This is a genomic window from Synechococcus sp. CCY9202 (assembly GCF_034931685.1).
Taxonomy (GTDB): Bacteria; Cyanobacteriota; Cyanobacteriia; order PCC-6307; family Cyanobiaceae; genus CBW1002.
The window spans coordinates 1-22,090 of record NZ_JAYGID010000073.1 but is presented as its reverse complement, the minus strand read 5'-3'; the positions used below and the strand labels follow the sequence as shown (position 1 = coordinate 22,090).

General features: G+C 67.0%; 21 protein-coding genes. 13 read left to right on the top strand and 8 right to left on the bottom strand.

The features are described 5' to 3' along the window. The first annotated feature begins 17 nt into the window (after positions 1-17). From VB777_RS10405 to VB777_RS10375, 7 genes are all read left to right on the top strand, one after another. Positions 18-299: a DUF6737 family protein gene (locus tag VB777_RS10405; protein WP_323248767.1), complete on the top strand. Its 282-nt coding sequence runs from the start codon at positions 18-20 to the stop codon at positions 297-299. Between the two features lie 45 nt (positions 300-344). Further along, positions 345-524: a hypothetical protein gene (locus VB777_RS10400; RefSeq protein ID WP_323248765.1), complete on the top strand. Its 180-nt coding sequence runs from the start codon at positions 345-347 to the stop codon at positions 522-524. A gap of 617 nt (positions 525-1,141) precedes the next feature. Continuing rightward, a complete protein-coding gene (locus tag VB777_RS10395) occupies positions 1,142-1,729 on the top strand; it encodes a hypothetical protein (protein WP_323248763.1) in 588 nt (195 codons plus the stop codon). A 38-nt stretch (positions 1,730-1,767) separates the two neighbouring features. Beyond that, a complete protein-coding gene (locus VB777_RS10390; protein WP_323248761.1) occupies positions 1,768-2,274 on the top strand; it encodes a hypothetical protein in 507 nt (168 codons plus the stop codon). A 114-nt stretch (positions 2,275-2,388) separates the two neighbouring features. Then, positions 2,389-4,209 carry a GGDEF domain-containing protein gene (locus VB777_RS10385; protein ID WP_323248759.1) on the top strand — a complete coding sequence of 607 codons (1,821 nt, stop codon included), beginning with the start codon at positions 2,389-2,391 and terminating at the stop codon, positions 4,207-4,209. 176 nt (positions 4,210-4,385) lie between these two features. Then, the gene (locus VB777_RS10380) at positions 4,386-5,300 is read left to right on the top strand and encodes a cation diffusion facilitator family transporter (protein WP_323248758.1); all 915 of its coding nucleotides are present in this window, start codon (positions 4,386-4,388) and stop codon (positions 5,298-5,300) included. Beyond that, a complete protein-coding gene (locus VB777_RS10375) occupies positions 5,297-6,007 on the top strand; it encodes an SDR family NAD(P)-dependent oxidoreductase (protein ID WP_323248756.1) in 711 nt (236 codons plus the stop codon). The genes VB777_RS10380 and VB777_RS10375 overlap by 4 nt, the downstream gene beginning before the upstream one ends. Here the strand turns inward: VB777_RS10375 and VB777_RS10370 are convergent. The 4 genes from VB777_RS10370 to pyrC form a co-directional block, all read right to left on the bottom strand. Continuing rightward, on the bottom strand, positions 5,996-9,127 hold the full coding sequence (locus VB777_RS10370; RefSeq protein WP_323248754.1) for an efflux RND transporter permease subunit: 3,132 nt from the start codon (positions 9,125-9,127) through the stop codon (positions 5,996-5,998). The two genes, VB777_RS10375 and VB777_RS10370, sit on opposite strands and share 12 nt — an antisense overlap. A 134-nt stretch (positions 9,128-9,261) precedes the next feature. Continuing rightward, entirely contained in the window at positions 9,262-9,498 is a 237-nt protein-coding gene (locus VB777_RS10365) for a DUF3136 domain-containing protein (protein ID WP_197156567.1), read from the bottom strand. A gap of 133 nt (positions 9,499-9,631) precedes the next feature. Then, the gene (locus VB777_RS10360) at positions 9,632-11,128 is read right to left on the bottom strand and encodes a bifunctional orotidine-5'-phosphate decarboxylase/orotate phosphoribosyltransferase (RefSeq protein WP_323248752.1); all 1,497 of its coding nucleotides are present in this window, start codon (positions 11,126-11,128) and stop codon (positions 9,632-9,634) included. Positions 11,129-11,239: 111 nt separating this feature from the next. Then, a complete protein-coding gene (pyrC, locus tag VB777_RS10355; RefSeq protein ID WP_322758507.1) occupies positions 11,240-12,322 on the bottom strand; it encodes a dihydroorotase in 1,083 nt (360 codons plus the stop codon). 119 nt (positions 12,323-12,441) lie between these two features. Here pyrC and VB777_RS10350 point away from each other — a divergent pair, with 119 nt between their 5' ends. Next, positions 12,442-14,055 (top strand): AAA family ATPase, encoded by a 1,614-nt coding sequence (locus tag VB777_RS10350; RefSeq protein ID WP_323248750.1) that lies wholly within the window; start codon positions 12,442-12,444, stop codon positions 14,053-14,055. A gap of 61 nt (positions 14,056-14,116) precedes the next feature. On the opposite strand, the gene VB777_RS10345 is transcribed toward VB777_RS10350, so the two are convergent. Next, positions 14,117-14,533, bottom strand: coding sequence for a Rid family detoxifying hydrolase (locus VB777_RS10345; RefSeq protein WP_323248747.1), 417 nt, complete (start codon positions 14,531-14,533; stop codon positions 14,117-14,119). Positions 14,534-14,595: 62 nt separating this feature from the next. Between VB777_RS10345 and VB777_RS10340 the strand changes: the two genes are divergently transcribed. Then, positions 14,596-15,720 carry an ABC transporter ATP-binding protein gene (locus VB777_RS10340; RefSeq protein WP_323248745.1) on the top strand — a complete coding sequence of 375 codons (1,125 nt, stop codon included), beginning with the start codon at positions 14,596-14,598 and terminating at the stop codon, positions 15,718-15,720. Positions 15,721-15,739: 19 nt separating this feature from the next. Here VB777_RS10340 and gloB read toward each other — a convergent pair whose 3' ends face one another. Beyond that, positions 15,740-16,537, bottom strand: coding sequence for a hydroxyacylglutathione hydrolase (gene gloB, locus VB777_RS10335; RefSeq protein WP_323248743.1), 798 nt, complete (start codon positions 16,535-16,537; stop codon positions 15,740-15,742). Positions 16,538-16,626: 89 nt separating this feature from the next. On the opposite strand from gloB, the gene hisG reads away from it, so the two are divergent. Both hisG and VB777_RS10325 read left to right on the top strand, forming a co-directional pair. Next, positions 16,627-17,304, top strand: coding sequence for an ATP phosphoribosyltransferase (gene hisG / locus VB777_RS10330; RefSeq protein ID WP_322758504.1), 678 nt, complete (start codon positions 16,627-16,629; stop codon positions 17,302-17,304). Further along, the gene (locus tag VB777_RS10325; RefSeq protein ID WP_197156574.1) at positions 17,304-19,103 is read left to right on the top strand and encodes an ABC transporter ATP-binding protein; all 1,800 of its coding nucleotides are present in this window, start codon (positions 17,304-17,306) and stop codon (positions 19,101-19,103) included. The genes hisG and VB777_RS10325 overlap by 1 nt, the downstream gene beginning before the upstream one ends. A gap of 10 nt (positions 19,104-19,113) precedes the next feature. Here the strand turns inward: VB777_RS10325 and VB777_RS10320 are convergent, their stop codons facing one another. Continuing rightward, positions 19,114-19,947 carry an alpha/beta fold hydrolase gene (locus VB777_RS10320; protein ID WP_231605363.1) on the bottom strand — a complete coding sequence of 278 codons (834 nt, stop codon included), beginning with the start codon at positions 19,945-19,947 and terminating at the stop codon, positions 19,114-19,116. Positions 19,948-20,011: 64 nt separating this feature from the next. Between VB777_RS10320 and VB777_RS10315 the strand changes: the two genes are divergently transcribed. Then, positions 20,012-20,488, top strand: coding sequence for a GNAT family N-acetyltransferase (locus VB777_RS10315; RefSeq protein ID WP_197156575.1), 477 nt, complete (start codon positions 20,012-20,014; stop codon positions 20,486-20,488). 45 nt (positions 20,489-20,533) lie between these two features. On the opposite strand, the gene VB777_RS10310 is transcribed toward VB777_RS10315, so the two are convergent. Beyond that, on the bottom strand, positions 20,534-21,691 hold the full coding sequence (locus VB777_RS10310; protein ID WP_197156577.1) for a trypsin-like peptidase domain-containing protein: 1,158 nt from the start codon (positions 21,689-21,691) through the stop codon (positions 20,534-20,536). 82 nt (positions 21,692-21,773) lie between these two features. Between VB777_RS10310 and VB777_RS10305 the strand changes: the two genes are divergently transcribed. After that, positions 21,774-22,090, top strand: a 317-nt coding sequence (locus VB777_RS10305) for a DnaA N-terminal domain-containing protein (protein ID WP_323248741.1), incomplete at its 3' end; no start/stop codon positions are given.

The window sequence follows — 22,090 nt, the reverse complement described above, 5'->3', positions numbered from 1 at the left end:
TTGTGTCCGAACCCACCGTGTCCAATGCGCGCTCAGGCTTGCCGCAGATTCAATCGACCCAGGCGACAGCCTGCCCGGGCATCTGGTCCACCAAGCCCTGGTGGTGCCAGCCCTGGTCGATTCTGCTGACGGGAGTGGTGGCGGTGGCGGCGAGCTGGTGGCTGCTGCACCGCTGGTGGCTGAGCGGCTTTGTGGCCTCGGGGGTGCTGCTGTGGTGGCTGCTGTTCCTGGTGCTGGTTCCAGCGGCTTATCGGGCACAGCTGGACCCTGAAAAGCCAGAAACCCCTGAGCAGGCCTGAAAGACTCCAGGAGGTATCAGGCCACTGGTTGCATCAAGCCACTGGTTGCATCAAGCCACCGCCGTGATTGTCGTCGTCATCGTTGTTCTCCCGATCACCCTGGAGAAGGGCGTAGAGGCCGAGGGCGAAAAGGCTGACCATCCCAGACACGATCCCGAAGCCACCCTGGAGTCCTCCACCCACATCGACCAGCTCACCCACGACTGCTCAATCCAAAGATTGTGAGAATTGTAACGTTGTTTTGCGGAAGCTGCGCCGGGCCCTGCTTTTCCACTTCGCCTGCAGGTGCTTCTGGCCAGGCGATCGACCCCGGCCGCACAGTCCGCGCCTGCGCGCAACCATCACCTGCCGCCAGGGTGCTTGTCGGAACTTCATGAGCCAGTTGCGGAGTTCAACGTGGGGCTCTTCCATGTCACGGGCGATGTCCAATCCAACCCTGTGGCTCAAGCTCGGACCAGTCGCAGCTTGTCTCCCGGGGATTCGGCACCTGGCCGCTGGACATGCCCGCCACGGGTGCTCACCAACGCCCCGGAATCACTGGATACTCACGAACCGCAACAGCGACCTGCCCCAGAGGAGCGCCGACCCGATCGCTCGCCGACTCGGTGTTGCCACGTCCGGTGAGCGCACCTGGCAACCGTTCACCATGGGAGCAGGTGCCAGCGGAATCCCCGGAGATTTGGGTTCACCGCCGCTCTTCGCGCATGGTTGTCGTCACCCAGAACGATGAAGGAAGCCCCCCAACCGAGTCTGTGATCACATCCGGTCACACCTTGGCCACGGCAAGTCACACCTGACGGGCCCGTTCGGACGGACAGTGAAGACGTGGCTCACCTGCCGCCATGAATCTCCCCCATCACGTCCCACGGGCTGATGGCCAGCCACTGGCCGTGCCCCATACCCATACCCCCCAGGAGCCCAGGCCCCCTGAGGCCCCGATTCGTCTTGAACGGAGCCTGAGCGACATCCTGGGGCTTGCCTTTCTGGGGCTGGCGACCATCGGCCTGGCCCTTGTCCCCACGGCAGCAGGGGCGACCAACTGGGAAGCGATCGATCGCCTGCGGCTGCTGTTGAAGCGTTCCGGGGTTCGGGTGGTGCAACGCGACTGCACCCAGCGGGGGCTGCAGGGCCTCTACAGCCACGGCAGCGACACGATCGTGATCTGCAGAGTGCACAGCAACCCCAGGGAGGTCTGGAACACCCTGGCCCATGAGGCCACCCACCGGATGCAGGCCTGCCGCGGCGGTGCCATCACCGATCCGAATTACCACCGCTCCATGGCCGAGGCCCTGGCCAAACGATCACCACAGGATCTGGCTTCCCTGCGGCTCTATCCAGCCCGCCAACGGGCTGGAGAGCTGGAGGCCCGATACACAGCCCAGCTGCCCCCATCGCAGGTGATCCAACTGTTCGAACGCTATTGCGGTTGACGCCTCTCTTCATTGACTCATCAAGCCCGGATTCGACCATGAACGACCTGCTTCTCTCCCTGGCCATGGCAGCCCTGAGTCAGTTCTCCAGCCTTGCTCCAGGCGGATTTGGTGGTGGTTTTGGTGGTGGATTCGGTATTCCCGGACTCAACGACAACGGCAATCGGCCGCAATTTCCGACGACCGTTCCTCGCCGACCGTCCGACCAGCTGGCCAGCCTGGCCGTCGTGCAGTGCCTGTACTCAGATGGCCAACTCGACCGCGTCCAGGCCCGGACTCTGGTCAACCACCAGGCCCAGCGACGGGGCTGGCCAAGGGGATGGGAGTCAGGGATCTCCCCCCGACAAGTCGAGCAGGTGATCAGAAGTGCCGGAGGCTGTGATCCGTTGCTGGCTCAGCTGCGTCGAGGCAGCAGCCCCTCTGGTGTCCGGGGCCGCGGCAACGGCATCGCCGTCAGGCCCTATGCGACGCCTCCGGCAAGGGTGCCATCACCAGGGGCCGGGCTCAGCGAACGCGAGGGGTTTGGCCTGGCGCCCTACCGCTGATATCACGACCATCCACTCGGACAACCAACTCGGGGACTCCACCAGCCACGCTGTCCTGAACAATCGACCAGGCCGATCGGGCGCAAGACTGATCAACCCTGACGACTAGAACCGATGCGTTGGGCTGCCGGCTCCAACCCAAGGCAATGGTTCGGTGAACACTGGGCCGTCGCGGCACTGGCCGTTGGGGCAGCGGCGGGAAGTCTGCTTCCCCTTCAGCCGTTCTTTGGAGCCCGCTGGCAACTGGGATCGATCGCCACCGTCTTCGCCGTGCTGCGGTTCGGTTGGTGGGGCGTTCTGGTGGGTGCCGTTGAGGCACTGGCGGAAACCTGGCAACGGGGTCCCTGGTGCCTTGCTGTTGTCTTGCTGGAAGCGGTATGGCTGAAGCTGTTTCTGGATCGCCTCAACGAAGGCCGCCGCAATGCCGATAACGGCCGCATCATCCTGGCGGATGTCGGCTTCTGGCTTGTAGCCGGCACTCCGATCATTCTGCTGTTCACCGCACTGCTGCCAAACCTGGGCAGCGTCGACGGGCTGACACAGGCGCTGGTGCAAGGCGTGAACAGTGTTGTGAATACCACGATCGGCTTCACGCTCTACCTGGTGATCAAATATCGCTTTCCAGGGAAAATTGTCGTCAAGGGAATCTCCATTCGGGGATTGAGCATCAGCATCGTCTTGCTGGCCATCGCCATCCCCACCTTCGCGGTCAGCTCACTTCTGTCCCGCAATCTTCAGCTATCCCTGCAACAGAGAGAGCAGCACATGCTCAGACTGGTCGCCAATGCGGCGATCACGATGACAGACGCTGAATTTGCCGTCATGAAACGGGCGTTGCCTAATGGAACGGAGCGCATGGAGGTACGCATCCACCAGGGAAATGGTGAAATCCACAGCACAGACACCAAACTGTTCGAGACCCTGACCCGCGACTACGAACCCATTGATCAGCCGATCCTTTCAGTACAGAGTCTGACCTTGAAGATCCCTCGTGATCGTCAACCCTGGAAGCGAAGGCTCGAACAGGGCTACTGGATCTACGACACCACGATTGATCGTCACCTCACAGGCCAAACCTCCACCCAGACCACCGTGGCCTACTCCGCCGCCGAAACGATCCAGGCGCTGCAACGTCAAACCACTCAGACCGTGGGACTGATGGCCTGGGTGATCCTGATCGGGGCGCTGCTGAGCCACTGGCTGGGCCGCAGCCTCGATCAACAGTTCGTGAAGGTGCTGGCCCCGATCTTCCGCCACCAGGCCAGGCAGGGCAGTGGCAAAGCCAGCCTCTACGCGGTACCCAGTCTGGCAACCTCCGTCATCCTGGAGCTCAATGCCATGGTGAAACTGATCAACAGTCGGCTCCTGCGCGTCAACCGGCTCAGCCTGGAGCTGGAAGATATGAATGCCAAGCTCGAGAAATCACGTCAGGAGCTGCATCATCTCAGCACTACTGATCCACTGACCGGATGCTATAACCGTCGAGAACTTGTTCGACGACTGGAAGATGAGATCGCTCGCGCTAATCGTCAAGAAAGCGAGCTGAGCTATCTCTGCTTTGATATCGATTATTTCAAACGCGTTAATGACACCTACGGCCATGCCATGGGCGACGCCGTGCTCCTGAACGTCGCCGATACGATCCGCAGCCGCCTGCGGGCCACCGATTGCTTCTGTCGCAGCGGTGGTGAGGAATTCACGATCCTGCTACCGAATTGCTCCAGCGAAACCGGTCGCAACTACGCCGAACTGCAACGCCTCGGTGTCGCGGAAGCCGTCACCATCCTCGATGGCACGGCAGTGCAGGTGACCATCAGTCTGGGCCTCAGCACCTACAGTCCCGGCCAGGATGATGCCGAGGCCCTGATGGCTCGCGCCGATGCGGCCCTCTATGCCTCCAAGGAGAACGGTCGCAACCAGGTCACGGTGGGTTGACTGGCCGATGCCCTGCCGCGCCGCCAGGATGGGGCACGCGGCACCCCTGCATGACATGGACAACGACGTTCTGCTGCCGGTGCTGGCCGGCTTGGGGCTCATCCTGCTGATCGTGGCGGGGTCGGTAGTGCTGGTCCTGCGGCCAAGCGACACCCCCGACCGCAAGTCCTGAGCGAATGGCCGTGATGTCCAACCACAGCCACAGCCACAGCCACAGCCACGATCCAGGGATATCCGGCGCCAGGGGATCGGCATTCCGCTGGAGCGTGCTGCTGAACAGCGTCCTTTCCGGCCTGCAGATCGCGATCGGTGTCGGCTTCGGATCGCTCGCCCTGATCTCCGATGCGATCCACAATCTCGGCGATGTGGCTGGCCTGCTGCTGGCCTGGGGAGCGGAGCACCTCAGCGACCGCCCGGCCAGCGGCCGCTTCACCTACGGCTTCGGACGCAGCACCCAGCTGGCTGCCTTGGTCAATGCGACGCTGATCCTGATGGCCGCCGCCGTGGTGATCGTCGAGGGGCTGCAACGGCTCCGGGATCCCCAGCCGATCAGCAGCACGCCGGTCATCTGGGCTGCAACAGCGGGAATCCTGGTGAACCTGTTCTCGGCACGCCTGTTCGGCCACGACCACGGCCGGAATCTCAACCGCAAGGCCGCGGTGGTGCATCTGCTCACGGATGCGGCGGTATCGGCGGCGGTGCTGGTCAGCGCTGTGCTGGTGAGCTGCACCGGCTGGGATTGGATCGATCCACTCACCGCGGTCGGTGTTGGCCTGGCCGTGGCCTGGAGCGGCTGGGGGCTGATGCGGGAGGCGGTGCTGGTGAACCTCGATGGCGTACCGCGAACGATTGAGCTGGACCTGGTGCGCCAGACCCTGCAGCAGCTGCCAGGCGTGGAGAAAGCTCACCATGTGCACATCTGGGCAATGAGCACCTCGCGCACCGCCCTTACCGCCCATCTGCGGTGCCGCAACAACGGCGTCAGCGATACCGCGCTGCTGGCACAGGCCCGTGAGCGACTGGCCGAGCTGGGCATCGATCACTCCACTCTGGAACTGGAATGGGTGAAGCCCGGCGAGACACCAGCGTGAATCGCACCCGCACAATTCTGATCAGTGGAGCCAGCCGGGGCATCGGCCTGGCTGTGGCCAAGCGGCTGCATGCCGGCGGTCATCGGCTCAGCCTGGGTGTGCGCAGCCCCGACGCGATGAAGACCGTCTTTGGCACCCGAGGCAGCAACGAGACCCTGATGATCCACCCCTACGAGGCCACCGACCCCGGCGCCGCCCAGGCCTGGGTCACATCGAGTGTGGAACACTTCGGCGGCCTTGATGCGGTAGTCCACTGCGCTGGTATCTTCTCGCGGGTGGGGGTGGGCTTCGCCAGCGGCGAGGAGCGCGAGATCGCCCACACCCTTGAGGTGAACCTGATGGGACCCTGGTGGCTGAGTCGAGCGGCCTGGCCCCATCTGGTCGCCGGTGGCGATGGCAGGCTGATCGTGCTGGTGTCGATGAGCGGCAAGCGGATCAAGGGCAACCTCGCTGCCTACGGCGCCAGCAAGTTCGCCCTGCTGGGCCTCTGTCAGGCAATGCGCAACGAAGGCTGGGACGCCGGAATCCGGGTCACTGCCCTCTGCCCAAGCTGGGTGAACACCGAGATGGCGGTAGGCGTCAAGACGCTCACGCCCGACGCGATGACCCAGCCGGAGAGTCTTGCCGCCACAGTCGCCCACCTGCTGGATCTGCCCCCGGCTGCAGTGCCGTTCGATTACGCGGTGAGCTGCCAGCTAGAGAGCTGAACTGTGGGGCTGCAGACGGCGGCGCTCCCAGCCCTTCACCAGTCGGTAGATCACCGGCACCACGAACAGGGTCAGCACTGTGGCCACCAGCAGGCCAAAGAACACCACGGTGCCAATGCTGATGCGACTGGCTGAGCCGGCACCACTGGCAAACAGCAACGGCAGAAATCCAGCCAGCGAGGAGATCGCCGTGAGCAGGATCGGTCGCACCCTTGCCAGGGCGGCGCCGTGGATCGCCGCCTGCAGGTCCATTCCTTCAGCCAGCCGTTGGTTGGCGAACTCCACGATCAGAATGCCGTTCTTCGCGGCCAGGCTGACCAGCACCAGCAGGCCCATCTGGCCATAGACATCCAGCGGCAGGCCTCGCAGGGCCAGGCCCAGCACCGCCCCCAGCAAAGCCAGAGGCACGGTGATCAGGATGATGAACGGGTCGGCGAAGTTCTCGTACAGGCCGGCTAACACCAGCACCATCACCACCACCCCCAGGGCGAACACCCGCAGATTTCCTCCGCCTGCCTTGCGCTCCTCCCGTGCCAGTCCAGCCCATTCGAGATCGGTGCTGTTGCCCTGGCTCTTGCCCAGCCTCTCCAGTTCTGCCATCGCCTGGCCCGTGCTCACCCCCGCCTTGGGCAGGGCGCGAATCGAGATGGCACGCGCCAGACGGCTGTGGTTGATCGTGGTGGGTCCGGTGTCCTGTTCGACCCTCACCAGCTGGGCCAGGGGGATGAGCCGTCCGTCGCGGTTGCGCACGCGCAGGGAGAGCACATCGGTCTGATCGCGGCGATGACGACCATCGAGCTGCACAATCACCCGGCGCACCTCGTCGCTCTCGAAGCTGTCGTTGACGTATTCACTGCCGAAGCTGGCACCGAGCGTGTCCACCACATCGGACAACTTCACCCCCAACGACGCCATCTGCAGCCGGTCGGGCACCAGCAGCAAGCGGGGCGAATCGGCGGTGAACCGGGTCGACACCCTCTCGAACAGCCCACTGGCCTGAGCTTCGGCAATGAAGGCCTCAGCCTGCCACTGGAAATCGCTCAGGCTCAGCTGCCCGCCACTGGTATCGAGCAGTTCCAGCTCCAGGCCGCCCTCGCTGCTGAACCCCCGCACCGTGGGGGCCTCGCTGAGTTGCACCAGACCGTTGCGCACCTGTCCGCGCAGAGCTGCATTAAGACGTTTCACCACGGCGGCGCTGCTCTGATCCGCGGAGCGCCGCTCCTCGATCGGTCGCAGCCGCAGGAACACACTGCCCTTGTTCGGACTGCTGTCTCCGAAGGAGCGACCGGCATAGAAATTCCCGCTGGCCACCAGCGGTTCCGCGGCGATCACCTGACGCACCTGCTCCATCACCTGCTGGGTCTGGGGCAGGGCGGCGCCATCGGGCAGCACCACCGCAGCACGCAACTGGCCGCCATCTTCCTGGGGGATGAAGGCCGTAGGCCGCTGCTGCAGGGCCCACCCGGTGCAGAGCAGACCAACCAGCAGAACGGCCAGCACCGCCCGGGGACGGGCCATGACCCGATCCAGCCAGCGGCCGTAGGGAGCTTCCAGCGCCTCGAGCCACCGCTGGGGAGGGGTGATCCAGCGGGCCAGCCAGGCGGGCTCACGCCGCTCGGCGTGAAGCAGCCGGCTGGCGGCCACTGGGGTGAAGGTGAGGGCGTTGAAGGTGGAGAACACGATCGCCGCGCTGATCGCAATGGCGATCGGGGCATAGAGGCGACCCAGGCTTCCCGACAGGGTGAGGATCGGCAGGAAGACCACCACCAGCACGAGCGAGGTGGCGATTACGGCCCCACCCAGTTCGTGCATGGCTTCGCGGGCCGCCTGCATCGGCGGGGTGCCGTTCTCGAGCCGTCGGCCGATGTCCTCACTCACCACAATGGCGTCGTCCACCACCAGGCCGGTGGCCAGCACCATGCCGAACAGGCTGAGGGTATTGATCGAGGTGCCGGTTGCCAGCAGCACGCTGAGGGATCCCACCAGGGCCACCGGCACCGCTGCGGCAGTGATCAGAGCCAGGCGGCTGTTGCCCAGGCCGAGCATCAGCACCAGGAAGACCAGCAGCACGGCATCCCGCAGGCTGACCACCGTCTGGTCGATGCTGGCCCGCACGTTGTCGGCTTCATCCACGATCAGCTGCAGCTCCACCCCGGGAGGAAAGCGCGGCCGCAATTCATCGAGAGCGGCATTCACCGCTCGACTCACCTCCATGGCATTGCTGCCGTCGCGCTGAAACACCCCGATCGCCACCACGGCATCGCCGGCCAGGTTGGTGGCGATCGTGTCGTACGACTCACTGCCAAGCTCCACCCGCCCCACCTCGCGCAACTGGGTGATGCCGCCGTTGCCACTGCGGGCCACCACCAGTTGCTCCAACTCGGCGACACTGCGCAGCCGGCCCTCCATGCGCAGAGGCAGGGTGACAAGCTGATCGGCGGGCGATGGTGCTTCTCCGACCTGACCCAGCGTGGCGAGCACGTTCTGGTCTTCGAGAGCGTCGCTGATGTCCTTGATCGTGAGGTTGCGCTCCTCCAGGGCCGCAGGGTCGAGCCAGAGCCGGAAGGCCAGGGAGCTGCCACCGAACAGGGCCACCTCCCCCACGCCGTTCACCCGCTGCAGGCGGTCGCGCACCGTCTGCTCCACCCAGCCGCTCAGAAACGCATCGTCGTACTGGCTGCGGTCGGCACTGAAGCTCAGCACCATCAGCAGATCATCGGAGCTGCGGCGCACCTGAACGCCAAGACGCACCACCTGGGCCGGCAACTGCCGCGCCACCACCGTGGCTTCATTCTGAGTGTTGATCTGGTTGATCTCCGGATCACCACCCTCGAACGAGAGAGTGATCAGGCTGCCGTTGGAGGAACTCACCGAGCGGATCGAATCGAGTCGCTCCAGGCCGTTGAGCTGCTTCTCCAGCAGGCTGGTGACCCCCTGTTCCACCACCTCGGGGCCCGCACCTGGATAACTGGCCCTCACGGACACCCGACCCGGCGCGATCGGAGGCAGATTTTCAACCGGCAGGCCCGCCAGGCTGACGAAGCCGATCAGCAGCACCAACAGGCTGCAGACCAGGGTGAGCACCGGGCGGCGCAGGAAGGGATCGGAGACCGACTTCAAGACGGCAGCAGCTCAGGAGGGAAACTCAAGGAAGAGTCAGCAGCGACCGCCTAAGGGAGGAGTGGCTGTTGACGCTGAGATCCTGCCGGAAAGGGCCGTTCAGCGCGAGGGCGTGGGGGTTGGGATGCGGAAACTCAGCCGATGTCGCGCTTCAGAACGACATAGAGGTAATCGGGCGACTTGTAGCGGCTGGGCAGACAGGTATGCAATTGCTCGAGGCGACTCCAGCAGACGGTGCGTTTGATCATTTCAATCGCCTTGCCCTCCTTGAGCAGCAGGCGCATGGCCTTGCAATAGAGGGAATAATTGGCTTCCAGCTCCCCGATGGTGAGAGTCTGAGACACTCCTGTGAGGGGCTTGACGCTGGTCATAGGCCTCCGTGCAACCCAGAGGGTTGAGTGCGGTCATCGACCACCCTACGGGTTGATCGTGGCACCGGGGCGCTTCGGCAACAGTCGCTACCGAGGCCACGGGACAATCGCAACACACGAGGGCGCCCTCCCATCAGGGCACCGAGGCCGTGACTGGCGTCCTGTGCTCGAGCACCGCCAGCTCGGTCTCACCGATGCGGCCCACAGCCCGCAGGGCCGCAGTGATGCGATCGATGTCCAGCACGGCATGGCAACGGACTCCAGCCGCATCAAGCCGCTCGCGGGCGCTGGAATCGGCGACACCGCCGTGGTCGATGAACACGACAACGTCGTCAACGATCAGACCCGAACTTTCAAGCTTGCCGATGCCTTCCAGCACACTACGGCCGGTGATCAGAATGTCGTCGACCACCAGCACACGATCACCGGGATCGAAATCCCCCTCGATCAAGCGGCGAGCTCCGTGGGCCTTCACTTCCTTGCGGGGATAAATCAGTGGTTTGTGCAGCTGCAGCGACAACCCAGTGGCCGTGGGCAGAGATCCATAGGGAATGCCGGCGATGCGATCAAACGGCAGCCCCTCGATGACCTCGGCATAGGCATGCAGAACCCGGTGAAAGAGATTGGGATCAGAGATGATCTGACGCAGGTCGATGTAGTAATTGAACACGGCCCCCGAAGCCTGCACGTACTCACCGAACAGCAGGCAACCGATATCAAAGAGATCCACGATCAACTCCTCCATCGGATCCACGGCCGCCTCGGGCTGCGGTAACCACAGCTGGCAGGAGCCATCACCGCCGATCGGTCGGGCTTCAAGGCAACGCAACCGCTGTTCCTCGATGCGGAGCTTGAGCTGCTCGGCCCGCGGGCCGATGTCGTCTTCCACCAGCAGGTTCTGGGGCAGCGGCAGCAGCAGGCCATCGGCCGCGGCGGTGAGGCCGGCCTGCAGCAGTGCCTCCAGGCGCTCCTCCTCCCCCCAGAGGCTGCGCAGGATCAGAAACCGCTCCGGCGCCTCCTGGCGCACCCGCGCCAGGATCTCCGGATCACTGGTGCCCACCTCCAGCAGCAACTGCTCCGGCGCCGCCCAGAGTTGGCACTCGCGCACGATGCGCAGATAGAGCGGATTGGTCTCGTCGGGATAGTGCTGCAGCACCCGCGCGGCGGCGTTGGAGCTGTGGCAGGTCACCACCACCGCCCGGGAGGGATGCAGCAGAAACGGGGCGGCGATGTCCTGACCGGCCAGGGGGGAGAGGGTCACGGCGTCGGCCCCCAGATCGCGGAACAGGTAATGCGCCAGGGCCGAGGAGGTGTTGAGATCGCCGTGCTTGGCGTCGATGATCAAGGGGATGCTGAGCGGCACGAGCTCACGCACCTCGCGCAGCAGCTCCAGACCGATCGGACCGAGCGCCTGGTAGAAGCCGAGGCTGGGCTTGTAGGCGCAGACATGGGGGGAGGTGGCCTCGACCACCTCCTTGATCCAGTAGCGGGCCTGACTGAGGAAGGAGCGGCCCGCCATGCCACGGCGCTGCACCCAGTTCTGCAACATCTCCGGGTTGGGGTCCAGCCCGGTCACCAGCAGCGACTGGTTCTCGGCGATGGCTTCGGTGAGGGAAACGAAAAAGCCCACGCGCGGGGGGCGGCATGGATGGGTGCTAAGCCGGCCGCTCTGCAGCAGACACCTGCGTGACACAGGACTTATTGATCCGCACCTGGATGATCCGGGCCATCCAGGTGTGGATCATCCAGCGGCAATCGCGTGGGCCAGAGGGGTCGCCAGACGCCACGGCAGGGTCTCGCCGGCATGGAAGGGCACCAGCTCGATCGCCCGGCCCGCCGCGTCATTGCGGTGCAGCTGCGCCGGAATCGGCTGGGGCACCCGCTCCAGAGTGATCGTGCCCTCGTTGAGGGGTAGGCCGTAGAAGCGGGGACCGAACACCGAGGCAAAGGCCTCGAACCGATCGAGCGCCTTCTCCTGATCAAACACCTGGGCGTAGCTCTCCAGGGCCCAGGGTGCGTTGAAGATGCCGGCGCAGCCGCAGGACGCCTCCTTGGCGGCACGGCCATGGGGCGCCGAATCGGTTCCCAGGAAAAAGCGGGGGTCACCGGAGACGGCCGCGGCCCGCAGGGCGAGGCGATGGAGCTCCCGTTTGGCCACCGGCAGGCAGTAGAAATCCGGCCGCAGGCCACCGCTGAACATGGCGTTGCGGTTGATGTGCAGATGGTGCGGTGTGATCGTGGCTGCCAGATTGGCGGGCGTCCCGCGCACGAAATCCACCGCATCCGCGGTGGTGATGTGTTCCAGCACCACCTTCAGAGCGGGATGGCGCTGCAACAGCGGCTGCAGATGGCGCTCGATGAAGACCGCCTCGCGATCAAAGATGTCGATCGAGGCCTCGGTGACTTCGCCATGGATCAGCAGGGGCATGCCGATCCGCTCCATGGTCTCCAGCACCGGCGCGATCGCCGCGGGATCGGTGACTCCCGCCGCCGAATTCGTGGTGGCGTGGGCCGGATAGAGCTTGCAGGCCGTGAACACACCGTCGGCGAAGCCGGCCGCAATCTCTGCCGGATCGATCGTGTCGGTGAGGTAGGCGGTGAGCAGCGGCGTGAACGTGCATCCATCCGGAAGGGCCGCCTGGATGCGTTCGCGGTAGGCCCGGGCCGCCGCCACCGTGGTGATCGGCGGCCGCAGGTTGGGCATCACGATCGCCCGGGCGAACTGCCGCGCCGTGTCGGACACCACCGCCTGCAACATGGCGCCGTCGCGCAGATGCACATGCCAGTCGTCGGGCTGACGGATCGTGAGGCGCTCGACAGCCATGGGCAACGGCAGAACAGGGACAAGCCAGGATTGACCCTAGGCAGCGGCCACCGCCCGGCCTGATCCAGGCGGCTGAAACACCCCCGGGCCGCCACATTGGAGCCAGCGGCACCGGCAAGGTGACCTACCGGGAGGCGAACGCCCTGATCACGGCCCTGCGGCGCCCAGCGGCCTACGACCATCCCGTGGGCCGGATCGTCCTGCTGGAGACCCACATCTCCTGGGTGCTGCTCAGCGGGCCCTACGCCTACAAGATCAAGAAACCGGTGAGCTTCGGCTTCGTCGATTTCTCCACCCTGGAGCTCCGCCGCCAGTTCTGCGCCGAGGAGCTTCGGCTCAACCAACGGCTCGCGCCCGATCTCTACCTGGACGTGGTGCCGATTCTCGGCCCGGTGGGGCAGGCCCGCTTCGGCCCGCCCGAGGCCCTGATGGGGCCAAGCGACGCTCCCCTCGAAGACGAGCTCGACGCGATGATCGATGTGGCCGTGCGGATGCGCCAGTTCGATCAGGACGACCTGCTGCCGGCCGCCCTGAAACGGGGTGCCATCAATGGCGGGATGATCGATCGGCTGGCCCACGATCTGGCCTGCTTTCAGGCCCGGGCCGCCATCGCCGCTCCGTCAGGCCCCTACGGCAGCTTCGAGGCGGTGGTGGCGCCGGCGGACGCCAACATCGCGGCGCTGATGGCGGTGGAGGTCCTGATCCCCCGATTGCGGCCCCTGCAGGACTGGAGCCGCACCACCCTGGCCGCCCTGGCGCCGCTGCTGCCCGCCCGCCGCCAGGCGGAGCGGATCCGTGAAGGCCACGGCGATCTGCACCTCGGCAACATGGCTCTGCTGGGCGGGCGGATCACCGTGTTCGACGCCCTCGAGTTCAACCCGGCCCTGCGTTGGATCGACGTGATCAGCGATCTGGCCTTTCTGGTGATGGATCTGCACCAGAGCGGCCATGCGGGCCTGGGCTGGCGGCTGCTCAACCGCTGGCTGGAGAGCAGCGGCGACTACGAAGGCCTGCGGCTCTGGCGCTGGTATGAGGCCTACCGCGCCCTGGTGCGGGCCAAGGTGGCGGTGCTGCGCGCCACGCAGCAGGGCCTGTCCCCCCTTGGAGACCCGTCCACAGCGGCCAGCGTGGAGCGTTATCTGGCGGTGGCGGAGGGATTGATGCGGCCGACTCCGCAGGCACTGGTGCTCACCCACGGGGTGTCGGGATCCGGCAAATCCCACCACAGCCTGCAGGTCTGCGAACGGCTGGGGGCGATCCGCATCCGTTCCGACGTGGAACGCAAACGGCTGGCGGGCCTGTGGGGAGAGCCCCGCCAGCGGCACCCCCAGGCCAGCGGCCCCCTGTACGGAGCCGCAATGTCTGACCTGCTGTTCGAGCAGCGCCTGCCACAGCTGGCCGAAGCGGTGCTGGCTGGTGGGTTCACACCGATCGTGGATGCCACCTTCCTGCGGCGACGTCAGCGGCAGGCCTGGGCGGAGCGGGCGCGGCGCTGGGGCGTGCCCCTGGTGATCCTGGAGTTCAGCGCCCCTGCCGCGCTGGTGCTGCAACGGATCGCCGAGCGAGGCCGCCGGGGGGACGATCCCTCCGACGCCGACGCGGCGGTGGTACGGCAGCAGTGGCACACGCTCGAATCGCTGGATTCCGACGAGCGGGCCCAGGCTGTGCAGGTCGACGCAACGGCCGACCCGGAATGCACCACCGCCGCCTTGAGGCAACGCCTCAGGGTCTGAAGCGACCGGCAGCGCCTCCGGACATCACGCCGGCGGGCATCACGCCTCAGGCCAGCCCAGTTCAGGCCAGAACCGCGATGCAATCGATCTCCACCCGCGCGTCCTTGGGCAGGGCCGCAACTTGCACGCAGGCCCGCGCCGGGGAGATGCCGGCGCCGAACACCTCGGCGTAGAGGGCGTTGACGCGGGCGAAATCCCCCAGATCCACCAGGAAGACCGTGGTGCGCACCACCTGCTGGGACGTGCAGCCGGCGGCGGCCAGCACCGCCTGCAGGTTGGTCAGCACCTGGCGGGTCTCGGCTTCCACGTCGCCGTCGCCCACCATGGCGCCGGTGGCCGGATCGAGGGCGATCTGGCCGGAGCAATAGAGCACACCGCCCGCCTTCACAGCCTGGTTGTAGGGACCCACCGGGGCCGGTGCGTCGCTGGTGATCACGGCTTCCAGCTGCGGGGCACCACTGGGGGAGGACGCGCTCATGGCCCGGGGACCGTTGGGAGAAGATGACGGCTGAGACTATGGCCCTTCCCGGCCCCGGCCCCATGGCCAGCGACCTCGACTCCCTGATGCCTCCCGATCTGCCGCGGCGCCAGCACGTGCGGATCGAGGGGCTGTGGCACCGCTATCCCGGCACCGACCCTGAAGCCTGGACGCTGCGGGGCATCGATCTCAGCCTGGCCCAGGGTGAGCTGGTGGGCCTGCTGGGCCCCTCCGGCTGCGGCAAGACCACCCTGCTGCGGCTGATCGCCGGTTTCGAGCACCCCAGCCGCGGCAGCGTGGCGATCGACGGCCGGGTGGTGGCGGGGCCGAACCGCTGGCTGGAACCGGAGCGCCGTGGCGTCGGCATGGTGTTCCAGGACTATGCCCTGTTCCCCCATCTCGATGCCTGGCGCAATGCCTGCTTCGGCTTGCGGCGCGGCCAGGACAGCAGCCGAGCGGCCTGGCTGCTGGAACTGCTCGGGCTCAAGGGGCTGGAGGAGCGGTATCCCCACGAGCTCTCGGGAGGCCAGCGCCAGCGCCTGGCCCTGGCCCGTGCCCTGGCGCCAGGGCCCTCAGTGGTGCTGCTGGACGAACCCTTCTCCAACCTGGACGTGGAGGTGCGCCTGCGGCTGCGCAGCGAACTGCCGGCGGTGCTCAGCCGCTGCGGCGCCAGTGGCCTGATCGTGACCCACGACCCGGAAGAGGCCCTGGCGATCTGTGATCGGGTGGCGGTGCTGCGCAACGGCAACCTCGATCAGTGCGCCAGCCCGCGGGATCTGGTGCAGCGGCCTGCCACACCCTTCGTGGGCCGCTTTGTGCTGCAGGGCAACCTGGTGCCGGCCCGGCGGCAGGGCGACCATCTCGACACGGCCCTGGGCCGGCTGGCTCCCCTCGACGGCCAGCATCTCCAGCCCTCCCAGGACGAGATGCTCGAAGCCCTGATCAGCCCGGAGGCGATCAGCCTCGAAGCCGACGGGGAGGGTGACGCCTGGGTGATGGGCCGCGAGTTCCTGGGCCGCGACTGGCTGTATCAGGTGCAGCAGGGCTCGGGTGCGGCGGCGGTGCAGCTGCGGCTGCGGCTGCCCCTGGAGCAGGAACATCCCCGCGGGCAACGCTGCCGCCTGCGCCTGCGCCGCGGTGAAGCGGCCCTGTTGTTCCCGGAGCGGCAGGCACTGGTGGCGCTCTGAGCAGCGCCCGCCAGCCCCCTCAGCCGGGCCAGTGATCCTTGCGGCCGCGGCGCTCGCCCAGCTGCTCGGCCGTGGTGGCCCGCAGCATCAGGTTGGTGGCCCGCTCCAGCGCGATCGTGCTGGGAATGGTGGGGATCCCGTGGCGGCGGTCGTTCTGCACCTGGGCGAGCCGGGCGGCGATCGCCGCATCGCCGGGCTGCTCGGCCGCGGCCCAGCGCAGGTTGGCTTCGGTGTATTCGTGGGCGCACCAGACCCGGGTGGCGGCAGGCAGGGCCGCCAGGCTCTGGAGGGAGGCATACATCTGGGCTGGTGTGCCCTCGAACAGTCGCCCGCAGCCGCCGGCAAACAGGGTGTCACCGCAGAACAGGTGGCCGCCGACCGGATCGCCCTGCTCTTCCTTCGGCAGGTGAAAGGCGAGATGGCAGCGGGTATGACCGGGAACCTCCAGCACCTGAACCGTTGTTCCCAGCAGCTCGAAGCGGTCGCCACCGCGCACGCCGCGGGTCTGGAAGGGAATGCGGGAGCGATCGGCGGCGGAAGCAATCACGGCCGCCTGCGGCCAGCGCCGCAGCAACGCCGGTGTGCCACCGATGTGATCACTGTGATGGTGGGTCTGGAGCACCGCCACCAGCTCCAGCCCCTGGCCCTCCAGGGCGGCAATCACCGGCTCGGCCACGGCCGGATCCACCACCGCCGCCTCGTTGCCACGGCGCAGCAGAAACACGTAGTTGTCCTGCAGCACCGGCAGCAGCGAGACCTCGAGAGCAGGCGCTGGAAGGTGCGGTGGGGTCTCCAGTCCCGGCGTGGTCAGTCCCATCGTTAAAGTCCGGCTGCGGCTCGGTCCCATGATCACCGCTGCATGATCTACGCCGCAGCGCTGGCTGCGCGCCCCCCGCCGAGCCCGCCATGATCACCGTCGCCCTGGCCAAAGGAGCTCTGCTCAAGCATTCGGTGCGGCGCTTCGCAGCGGCCGGTCTCGATTTTTCGTCGTTGCTCGATCCCGACAACCGCCAGCTGATGGTGGCGAGCAGCTGTGGCCGCGCCCGCGCCCTGTTGGTGCGCAATGGCGATGTGCCGGTGTATGTGGCCTACGGCCAGGCCCAGCTGGGTGTGGTGGGGTACGACGTGCTGCGCGAGCACCAACTGCCGGTGGCCCAGCTGGTGGATCTCGGCTTCGGCGGCTGCCGCATGGCAGTGGCGGTCAAAGCCGCGAGCGGCTACACCCGGGCGGCGGATCTGCCGGCCCACTGCCGCATCGCCAGCAAGTTCACCCGGTGCGCGGAAGACTTCTTCGCAGCCCTGGATCTGCCGGTGGAGGTGATCCACCTCACCGGATCGGTGGAGCTGGGGCCGATCACCGGCATCTCCGAGGCGATCGTCGATCTGGTGGCCACCGGCCGCACCCTGCAGGACAACGGTCTGGTGGCGATCGAAGATCTGTTCCATAGCACCGCCCGTCTGATCGGCCATCCCCTCGCCCTGCGGCTCGATGGCGGCGAGCTCCAGACCCTGATCGACCGGATCGCCAGCGTGGGACAACCCGCCAGCCGGTCGCCGCAGCCGGCCCTGGCGCAGGCCGGCTGATGGCCAGCCTCGATCGCCAGCGTCTGCTTCGTCTGATTCCCTACCTGGGCCGGGATCGGCGCCGACTGCTGCTCACCCTGCTGCTGCTGATCCCCCTGGCCCTGTCGGCCGCCGTGCAACCTCTGCTGGTGGGCCAGGCGATCGCCGTTCTGCGGGGCGAACCCACCATGGCCTGGCTGCAGGGCCAGCCGGTCCCCGCTGCCCTGCGGTGGCTCGTGCTGCTGCTGCTGGCGGCGGTGGCGGTGCGGCTCTCCCTGCAGAGCGCCCAGAGCTACAACGTGCAGGCGATCGGCCAGCGGCTCACGGCCCGCATCCGTGACGATCTCTTCCGTCACGCCCTGGCCCTGTCGCTGCGGTTCCACGACAGAACGCCGGTGGGCAAGCTGCTGACCCGGCTGACCAGCGACGTCGATGCCCTGGCGGAGGTGTTCGGCAGCGGTGCCTTCGGGGTGCTGGCCGATCTGGTGACGCTTCTGGTGATCGCGATCACGATGATCTCGATCGAATGGCGCCTCGGCCTGCTGCTGCTGCTCAGCCAGGTGCCCGTAACCCTGGGCATCCTCTGGCTGCAGGGCCGCTACCGCACGGCCAACTACCGGGTGCGGGAGGAGCTGGGCCAGCTCAACGCCGATCTGCAGGAAAACATGCAGGGGCTGGAGGTGGTGCAGATGTTCCGCCGCGAGGCCTACAACAGCGCCCGCTTCGCCCGCACCACCGACGCCTACCGCAAGGCCGTGACCGGCACGATCCTGTTCGACAGCTCGATCTCCGCCTTCATCGAATGGGTGGCCCTCTCCGCCGTGGCGGTGGTGCTGGCGCTTGGGGGCTGGATGGTGACCAGCGGCAGCATGGGCCTGGGGGTGCTCACCACCTTCATCCTGTTCTCTCAGCGGCTGTTCGATCCCCTGCGCCAGCTGGCCGAGCGCTTCACCCAGATTCAGGGTGGCCTCACGGCCGTTGAGCGGATCGGTGAGTTGCTGGAGCAACCGATCGAGATCGGGGACCTCCCGGAGGAGCAACGCAGTGCCGCCGCCATCCGGAGCGGCGCCCTGCGGGCCAGTGCCGGCGAGGTCGTATTCGAGAACGTCTCCTTCGCCTACCGCAGCGACGACCCGATCCTCGAGGATCTCAGCTTCCGGATCGCCCCCGGCGAGCATGTGGCCCTTGTGGGACCCACCGGCTCCGGCAAGTCAACCGTGATTCGCCTGCTCTGCCGCCTCTATGAGCCCCAGAGAGGCCGCATCCTGCTCGACGGCATCGACATCCGTCAGCTGCCCATCCCCACCTTGCGCCAGCGGCTTGGGGTCGTGCTGCAGGACACCTTCCTGTTCAGCGGCAACGTGGCCGACAATCTCCGGCTCGATGCTGCCATCGACAACGCCCGACTCAAACAGCTCTGCCACGACCTGGGTCTCGATCCGTTGCTGCGTCGCCTGCCGGATGGTCTCCAGACCGAGCTGCGCGAGCGGGGCGCCAATCTCTCCTCGGGCGAGCGCCAGCTGCTGGCGGTGGCTCGGGTGGCGATTCGCGATCCGTCCGTGCTGGTGATGGATGAAGCCACCGCCTTCCTCGACCCCTCCACCGAGGCCACCCTGCAGCGGGACCTGGAATCGCTGTTGCAGGAGCGCACGGCCATTGTGATCGCCCACCGCCTGGCCACGGTCGAGGCAGCCGATCGCATCCTGGTGCTGCGCAAGGGCCGGCTGATCGAGCAGGGCAACCACCGCGACCTTCGGGAAGCCGGTGGCCTCTACGCCCAGCTGGCCGACCTCCAGGAGAAAGGGCTGGCCAGGCTCTGAGCTTCGGCCTTCAGTGGCGCCCCACAGGCTCGGGGCTTGGGGCGATCGGATCGCTGGCCAGCTCAGGGGTTACGAAGCCGATTCCTTCCTCCTCCAACCAGCTGCGGATCAGAGCCGCCAGCTCAACCGGCCGCTGCCGCATCGGCAGGTGGCCCGCCCCCGTCATCTCCTCAAACCGGTGATGGCGGGTGTATCCAGCTAAATGGCGCACATAGCGCGGTGCCATCACGCCGTCGTTGCTGCCGCTGATCCAGAGGCTGGGAACCACCAGCTCGGCGGTCAGCGCCGGCAGTTGCCGCACCGCCGCGCGGCTGGTGCTGCAGGCCAGCAGGCCACGGGCCGCCCGCGCATCCGCCAGCAGTGGCGCCGCAATCGAGGCGGTGCCGGGCAGCCGCCCCAGCCAACGGGGGCGGAGGGTCACAAACGCGCAGCCGGCGCGGCGCACGAGGGCAAAGGGGCGCGGCTGATAGACCCCACCCCCTGCGGCAATCTGCACCAGACCAGCCAGCCTGGCCCCGAGCCACGGGGCGGCATGGAGGGCGACGCTGCCCCCCAGGGAGTGGCCGATCAGCACCACCTGCCGGCCGGCGGCCCGTTCCGTGGCGGCATCCGCGAGCCAGCGGCCATAGCTGGCCAGGCTGGGCTGTAGACCGCGGGGCCGCACGGCGTGCCCGAAACCCGGCAGATCGGGGCACCAGAGTTCCCAGGACCGTCCCAGTTCCTCAACCAGGGGCTGCCAGAGCCGGCCCGAGAGCAGCCAGCCATGAACCGCCACCAGCAGCGGTGGGGCCGTACGGGCGACAGGAGGGAGGCTCAGGGTGCCAACGGCCGCAACTCGCCCCACCCTCGCGCAGGAGCCCCCATCAGGCGCGGGGATGGGGCAGGATCGTCCGATTGCTTAGCTCAGGGTGCTGCTGGAAGAGCTCTACGGCGCGACCCATCGTCTCTGCCCCACCCCCAATCCACAGGTGCACCTGGTGCTGAGTCAGGAGCGGCCGATCGATCTGATCGAACTGGAGCAGCTCTGTGATGCGGTGGGCTGGAACCGTCGGCCCCTGCGGCGGGTGCGCAAGGCCCTGCAGCACAGCCTGCTGCGGGTCAGTCTCTGGCGCCATGATCCCCGCGTTCCGCGCCTGGTCGGTTTCGCACGCTGCACCGGCGACGGCGTGATCGAGGCCACGGTCTGGGACGTGGCCGTGCATCCGCTCTACCAGGGAGCAGGCCTGGGCAAACAGCTGATGGTCTACGTGATCGATCAGCTCCAGGCCATGGGGGTGGAGCGGGTCAGCCTGTTCGCTGACCCCGGCGTGGTGGGCTTTTATCAGAGCCAGGGCTGGGAGCTGGAGCCCCTGAGCCGCCGCTGTGCCTTCTGGTACTCCCCCTGATCCGGGGCTGAGGCGACTCCAGGCGACTCCAGACGTTGCCCCGGATCAGCTCTTGCGGGGCAGTTCGGCCGGCCGGATGGTGAGATCGAGGGAGCGATCCCCTCGCCGCACCCGCAGAGCCAGGGGCTGGCCGACACGGCCCTGATCCACCGCCAGCTGCACATCCGAGGGGTTCTTCATGGCCTTCTCACCCACCCGTTCGATCAGATCGCAGGGCTTGAGGCCAGCGGCGGCGGCGGGACTGCCGTCAATCACGTCCACCACCACCACGGCGTTCACTTCAGGCAGGCGGCACTGGTTCGTGGTGGCATTGATCTCCCGCGCCAGCTGGGGCGTGAGCGCCTGCAGACGTACCCCGATGTAGGGATGGCTGGCGTAGCCCCGTTCCAGGATCTGGGCGGCGATCTGGCGCGCCACATTGATCGGGATCGCGAAACTCAGGCCCGCCCCCGGCGCCTGCCGGATGGCGGTGTTGATCCCGATCACCTGACCGCGGTCGTTGATCAGCGGTCCACCGCTGTTGCCCGGATTCACCGCCGCATCGGTCTGGATGTAGGGCACCCGCTGACCCTCCCCCACGGCGTTGGTGCGCTGGATGGCGCTGATGATCCCGGCGGTCACGGTGTTGTCGAGGCCGAGGGGGTTGCCGATGGCGATGGCCCACTCCCCTGGCCGCACCTTGGCGGAATCCCCCAGGGGGGCCACCGGCAGCTTGGAGGCCACCACCTTCACCACCGCCACGTCGGTGAGCGGATCACTGCCCAGCACCTTGCCATTGAAGCTGCGGCCATCCGGCAGGGTGACGCTCACCTCGGCGGCCCCCTCGACCACATGGGCATTGGTGAGCAGCACCCCATCGGAGCGGGTGATGAACCCCGAGCCCTGCCCCTGCTGCTGCTGGATCGAGGGACCCCGTCCGAACAGCCCGCCCAGGGGATTGATCACCTGCTTGGTGGTGTCGATCCGCACCACCGATGGACCCACCTTGTCCACCGCGTCGACAATGACGTTGCGGCCGGGCTGCAGCGAGGTCGCCGGTGCGGCATCACTGATCCTTGGCTCCGGCGGCGCGGGTTTGGCGCCGGGCATCCGGATGTTGGGCAGGAAATTGCCCTGGCAGCCCCCCAGGACCACCAAAAGGCTGGCGGGCAGGGCCAGGAGCGGCAGGTGCCGCAAGGCGAAGGGGGTACGGCGAGGGAGCATCACGCGCGGCCTGAACGATTCATTTAAGACCGACCGCCCCCCAGGAGCTGCGTATATTCAGCACCCGCGAGGTGACGCAACGGTGCAGCAGGGTCAGGAGCTGTGGCACCAGGTTCAGGAGGCGCTCCAGGCCAACCTCAGCAAGCCCACCTTCGAGACCTGGATCCGGCCGGCCCGCTGCAGCGGCATGCGCGGCGACCAGCTGCTGCTGGAGGCCCCCAACAGCTTTGCCAGCGGCTGGTTACGCAAGAACTACCTCGGCACCATCGAGGCCATGGCTTCCGAGATCGCCGGTCGCGAGCTGCGGGTGGAGGTGGCCACGGCAAGCGAGGGCGACGCCCCGGCGGAGGCCATCGGCGGCAACGGCCTGACCGGGCCGGCCAGCGGCACGCGGGAGAC

What these genes read in the sequence shown, in the direction of transcription:
- gloB (WP_323248743.1), bottom strand. Translation starts at nt 16,537, where the DNA reads ATGGGACTGACCACGCCGGGACTGGAGACCCCACCGCACCTTCCAGCG.
- VB777_RS10310 (WP_197156577.1), bottom strand. Translation starts at nt 21,691, where the DNA reads ATGCTCCCTCGCCGTACCCCCTTCGCCTTGCGGCACCTGCCGCTCCTG.
- VB777_RS10345 (WP_323248747.1), bottom strand. Translation starts at nt 14,533, where the DNA reads ATGAGCGCGTCCTCCCCCAGTGGTGCCCCGCAGCTGGAAGCCGTGATC.
- VB777_RS10380 (WP_323248758.1), top strand. Translation starts at nt 4,386, where the DNA reads ATGGCCGTGATGTCCAACCACAGCCACAGCCACAGCCACAGCCACGAT.
- VB777_RS10365 (WP_197156567.1), bottom strand. Translation starts at nt 9,498, where the DNA reads ATGACCAGCGTCAAGCCCCTCACAGGAGTGTCTCAGACTCTCACCATC.
- VB777_RS10395 (WP_323248763.1), top strand. Translation starts at nt 1,142, where the DNA reads ATGAATCTCCCCCATCACGTCCCACGGGCTGATGGCCAGCCACTGGCC.
- VB777_RS10385 (WP_323248759.1), top strand. Translation starts at nt 2,389, where the DNA reads ATGCGTTGGGCTGCCGGCTCCAACCCAAGGCAATGGTTCGGTGAACAC.
- VB777_RS10340 (WP_323248745.1), top strand. Translation starts at nt 14,596, where the DNA reads ATGGCCAGCGACCTCGACTCCCTGATGCCTCCCGATCTGCCGCGGCGC.
- VB777_RS10390 (WP_323248761.1), top strand. Translation starts at nt 1,768, where the DNA reads ATGAACGACCTGCTTCTCTCCCTGGCCATGGCAGCCCTGAGTCAGTTC.
- pyrC (WP_322758507.1), bottom strand. Translation starts at nt 12,322, where the DNA reads ATGGCTGTCGAGCGCCTCACGATCCGTCAGCCCGACGACTGGCATGTG.
- hisG (WP_322758504.1), top strand. Translation starts at nt 16,627, where the DNA reads ATGATCACCGTCGCCCTGGCCAAAGGAGCTCTGCTCAAGCATTCGGTG.
- VB777_RS10325 (WP_197156574.1), top strand. Translation starts at nt 17,304, where the DNA reads ATGGCCAGCCTCGATCGCCAGCGTCTGCTTCGTCTGATTCCCTACCTG.